The organism is Roseovarius roseus (assembly GCF_043355935.2).
GTDB classification, from domain to species: Bacteria; Pseudomonadota; Alphaproteobacteria; order Rhodobacterales; family Rhodobacteraceae; genus Roseovarius; species Roseovarius roseus.
Genome location: NZ_JBHFPE020000044.1, coordinates 1 through 3588, shown reverse-complemented (window position 1 = coordinate 3588; position 3588 = coordinate 1). Strand labels below are relative to the sequence as shown.

General features: G+C 58.3%; 3 protein-coding genes and 1 pseudogene. 1 reads left to right on the top strand and 3 read right to left on the bottom strand.

Translation table 11 applies throughout. The annotated features are described in order from the left end of the window. Positions 1-77: 77 nt before the first annotated feature. The 3 genes and pseudogenes from tnpC to tnpA form a co-directional block, all read right to left on the bottom strand. Positions 78-1595, bottom strand: a pseudogene (gene tnpC, locus ACEWPL_RS19320) (IS66 family transposase); the annotation flags it as partial. Between the two features lie 59 nt (positions 1596-1654). Further along, positions 1655-2005, bottom strand: coding sequence for an IS66 family insertion sequence element accessory protein TnpB (gene tnpB, locus ACEWPL_RS19315; RefSeq protein ID WP_393930924.1), 351 nt, complete (start codon positions 2003-2005; stop codon positions 1655-1657). Next, positions 2002-2427, bottom strand: a complete 426-nt coding sequence (gene tnpA / locus ACEWPL_RS19310; protein ID WP_393930922.1) for an IS66-like element accessory protein TnpA — start codon at positions 2425-2427, stop codon at positions 2002-2004. Before tnpA ends, tnpB begins: the two co-directional genes overlap by 4 nt. 115 nt (positions 2428-2542) lie before the next feature. On the opposite strand from tnpA, the gene ACEWPL_RS19305 reads away from it, so the two are divergent. Beyond that, a complete protein-coding gene (locus tag ACEWPL_RS19305; RefSeq protein WP_393930920.1) occupies positions 2543-3409 on the top strand; it encodes a recombinase zinc ribbon domain-containing protein in 867 nt (288 codons plus the stop codon). The last annotated feature ends 179 nt before the right edge of the window (positions 3410-3588 follow it).

Below are 3588 nucleotides of genomic sequence, written 5' to 3'. Positions count from 1 at the left end.
GTGATCAGCAGATCATAACAACTGGGTGGGTCAGATCTCGGTGACAATGCCGGGTCAGTTCTCAGTGACAATCAACAGATGAGGGTATACATGAAGGCAGCCCTGTCACCGCCACGTTCGGACCCTGCAAAAAGCCATGACTTTCTGCCCAATGCGATACCTCTAAGGGCCCGCTCGGCGGCATTGTTGGTTAGGCAGAGGCGCCCGTCATCAAGGAAGGCGGTGAAGGCCTCCCAGCGGCCCTCTTCGTCCAGCATGTAATTGATCGCCTTGGCGACAGGATTGTGCTTTGACATCCGGGCCCGCTCGGCCCGCATCCATTCATGTAGATCATTGACCAGCGGTGCGACCCGTTGCTGCCGGACTTCATGACGCGCTGCTGCTGACAAGCCAGTGATTTCGCGCTCGACAGCAAAGATAGCGTCGATCCGCGTCACGGCGTCCAACGCGATGGGCGAGATCTCCTCTGCCACCTTTTTGCCCTTGCGGGCGATGGCCTTGATATCAGCCAGCTCAAAGAACTTGCGCCTGGCATGGCTCCAACACAGCGCTGAGCGCACCGGCCCCGGGCTGCGATCTGCCAGATACAGATCATTGTAACCGCCATAGACGTCTGACTGCAGCACACCATGCCACCCGGCCAGGTGCCGTGTCGGGTGTTCTTTCCGACGATCTGTTGAGAAGTGAAAGAGCGCGGCAGGTGGCGCACCCCCATTCCAGGGACGATCATCGCGCACATAGGTCCAGAGCCGCGCTGTTTTTGTGCCCCCACGCGCCAGGAGCGGCACGGTCGTGTCATCACCATGCAGACGCTCGCCGTCCAGCACATGGCGTTCGATCAGCGCATGGATCGGGGCAAGCGCCACACAGGCATGACCAATCAGATCGGCAAGCGTAGACAGGCTGAGGTCAATGCCTTCTCGTGCAATGCGCTCGGCTTGGCGGTTCAGTGGTTGGTGCTGGCCATATTTGTCAAAGGTGATCATGGCGATCAGGCTGGGCCCGGCCCATCCACGTGGGATCGCATGGAAGGGTGCTGGTGGCTGGCTGATCTTCTCACAGGCCCGGCAGGTGAACTTCTCGCGGACCGTCTGGATTACCTTCCACTGGCGGGGGATCACTTCCAGCGTCTCGGTGACATCCTCGCCCATCTTCACGATGCGGTCTGAACCACAGCAGGTGCAGTTGGTCGGCGCCTCTACCACAACACGTTCGCGTGGCAGATGATCTGGAAAGGGTTTACGCACTGGCTTGCGCCGCGTGAAGGCCCGCACGGTGCTGGCTTTATCTGCAGCAGCGTATTCCGCCGCCAGCGCATCCTCCGTGGCGGCGGCTTCCAATTCCTCAAGCTGCAATTCCAGTTGATCAATCAGTCGTGCGCGACGTTCGGAAGAGATCCCGTATTTGTCGCGCCGCAGCTTGGCGATCTCCAGCTTCAATTCCTGGATCATTGCTTCCGTGCAGGAGGCAAGGGCGCGGGCCTGCGCCAATTCGGCCTCTGCCGCCTCGGCGCGAGCTTGTGCGGCCTCAGCAGAGGCGGTCTGCGCAGCAAGTGCAGCGCGTAATTCGGCGATTTCCAAGGCGGTATCTGACATGGCAAGTATTTACCATGTACGCCATGAAAGACCAATAAAAACAGGTGTTTCACCGGAGATTACCCCGCCGTTCTGGGCCTTTGCGTCCAACGCGGATTTCTCCAATCGATCCCTTCGAGAAGATAACCCAACTGTGCCGCTGATATCGCCACCGCCGTCCCGTCCTGGCTCACAGGCCAGATGAACTTCCCCGCCTCGAGGCGTTTCAAATACAGCGACATGCCGACCCCGTCATGCCAAAGCAATTTCACCAGATCACCTTTGCGGCCACGAAAGCAGAAGATTTCACCAGCATGCGGGTCTCGCCCGAGGCCCTGTTGCACCGACAACGCCAAGGTGTTCATCCCACGCCGCATGTCCGTCACACCACCTGCAATCCACACCTTCGTGCCCGCCGGAAACGCGATCATGACGGGTCCAGCACTTGCACGAGGCGCAACAACAATCCCGGATCAACGGAGGCGGCAACAGACAGGCGCCTGCCATTCACGAGCGTGACTTCAACCAAGCCAGCTGAGACCGGCGCGACATCAGCTTCCGGCGTGGCCCGCTCCGATGGTATCCCACAGACGTCTTGTTCTGAAGTGGTCAAAGGCGCAAACCGGGGCAGCTGGGAACCAACCGCCAATTCACCATCACGATATTGCCGACGCCAGCGCACCAACAAAGATCGTCCCAGATCATGCCGTCGCGCAGTCTCGGTAACGCGGCCCGGGGCCCCAAAGCTTTCTTCAACAATCCGAACTTTCTCCGCATCCGTCCAGCGCCGGCGGCGCCCGGTATCGGTTACAGATAAGATCTCTACGGCGGGTCTGAATCTATGGTCAGTCATAGCGCCGGATCTACGACAACCTCACAAAACCAAAAAGACGGCCCTCGGCGTAGGTTTACAACGCATCTCCCGGCTCAACCCCGAAGCAGACTGGGTCATTACAGAAGTGCCCGGGTTGAGGATCATCGATCAGGACCTGTGGGACGCAGTGCGCGCGCGGCAAGGCGCAATGAAAGTAAAGGATAGCAGCACCCCCATCTGGGATCGTCGCCGGCCGAGGACGCTCTTTTCCGGGCTGATGACCTGCGGAACCTGCGGTGGCGGCTTTTCAAAGGTCTCCCAGACGGCTTTCGGCTGTTCCACTGCGCGTAACAAGGGCAAAGCTGTGTGCGACAACATGGCCACGATCGGTCAGGCGGAGCTTGAGCGGCTCGTTCTCGATGCTTTACAGAATAACCTGATGGATCAGGAGGCGCTCGCAGTTTTCTGCGAAGAATACGCCAGGGAACGCAATCGACTGCAGTCGCAAGCCTCCGTCAACCGCACGTCTCTGGAGAAGGATCTGGCGACGGTAAAGAAAGACCACGCCAAACTCATCGATGCGATCATTGCAGGCGTGCCGGCGGAGCAAGTCAAAGACCGGATGCTGGTGCTTGATGCGCGCCGGATCGAACTGGAGAACAAGCTGACCCATGAAGCCGCCCCTTCCCCCATCCGCATTCACCCGAGAATGGCGGATAGTTATCGCGAAAAGATCGCCACGCTAATCGCAGACCTTCAAAACCCCGATGGGATGCTGGAGGCGAAGGAAGCGCTGCGTAGCCTGATCGACCGGATCGTGCTTCAGCCGTCACCGGCCACCGGCAAGCTGGACATTCATCTGGAAGGCGCCTTGGCAGCGCTGCTTATGCTCAGCCTAGGTGCAAAAAGCCAAAAAGACCTGAGCGGTAAAACTCAAGCCTTTGAAGATATTGAAGAATTAGTGTTGGTTGCGGGAGGGCGCAACCGCCGTTGCTTACCTAAACTGCATTGCATGGTTTAGTGAGCAGGCGGGAATCGAACTCCGGACATAGCGGTCGATTTTCTCTAACTACTGCCTCCAAGCCGACCTCAATCAATGACAAATGCTAGGTGACTATGGGCGTATTCCGTTGAAAAACTCTTCCTTGATCGAGACGTGAACTGCTGATTCAATTTCTGTAATTGAGGGGAGGATCGGCG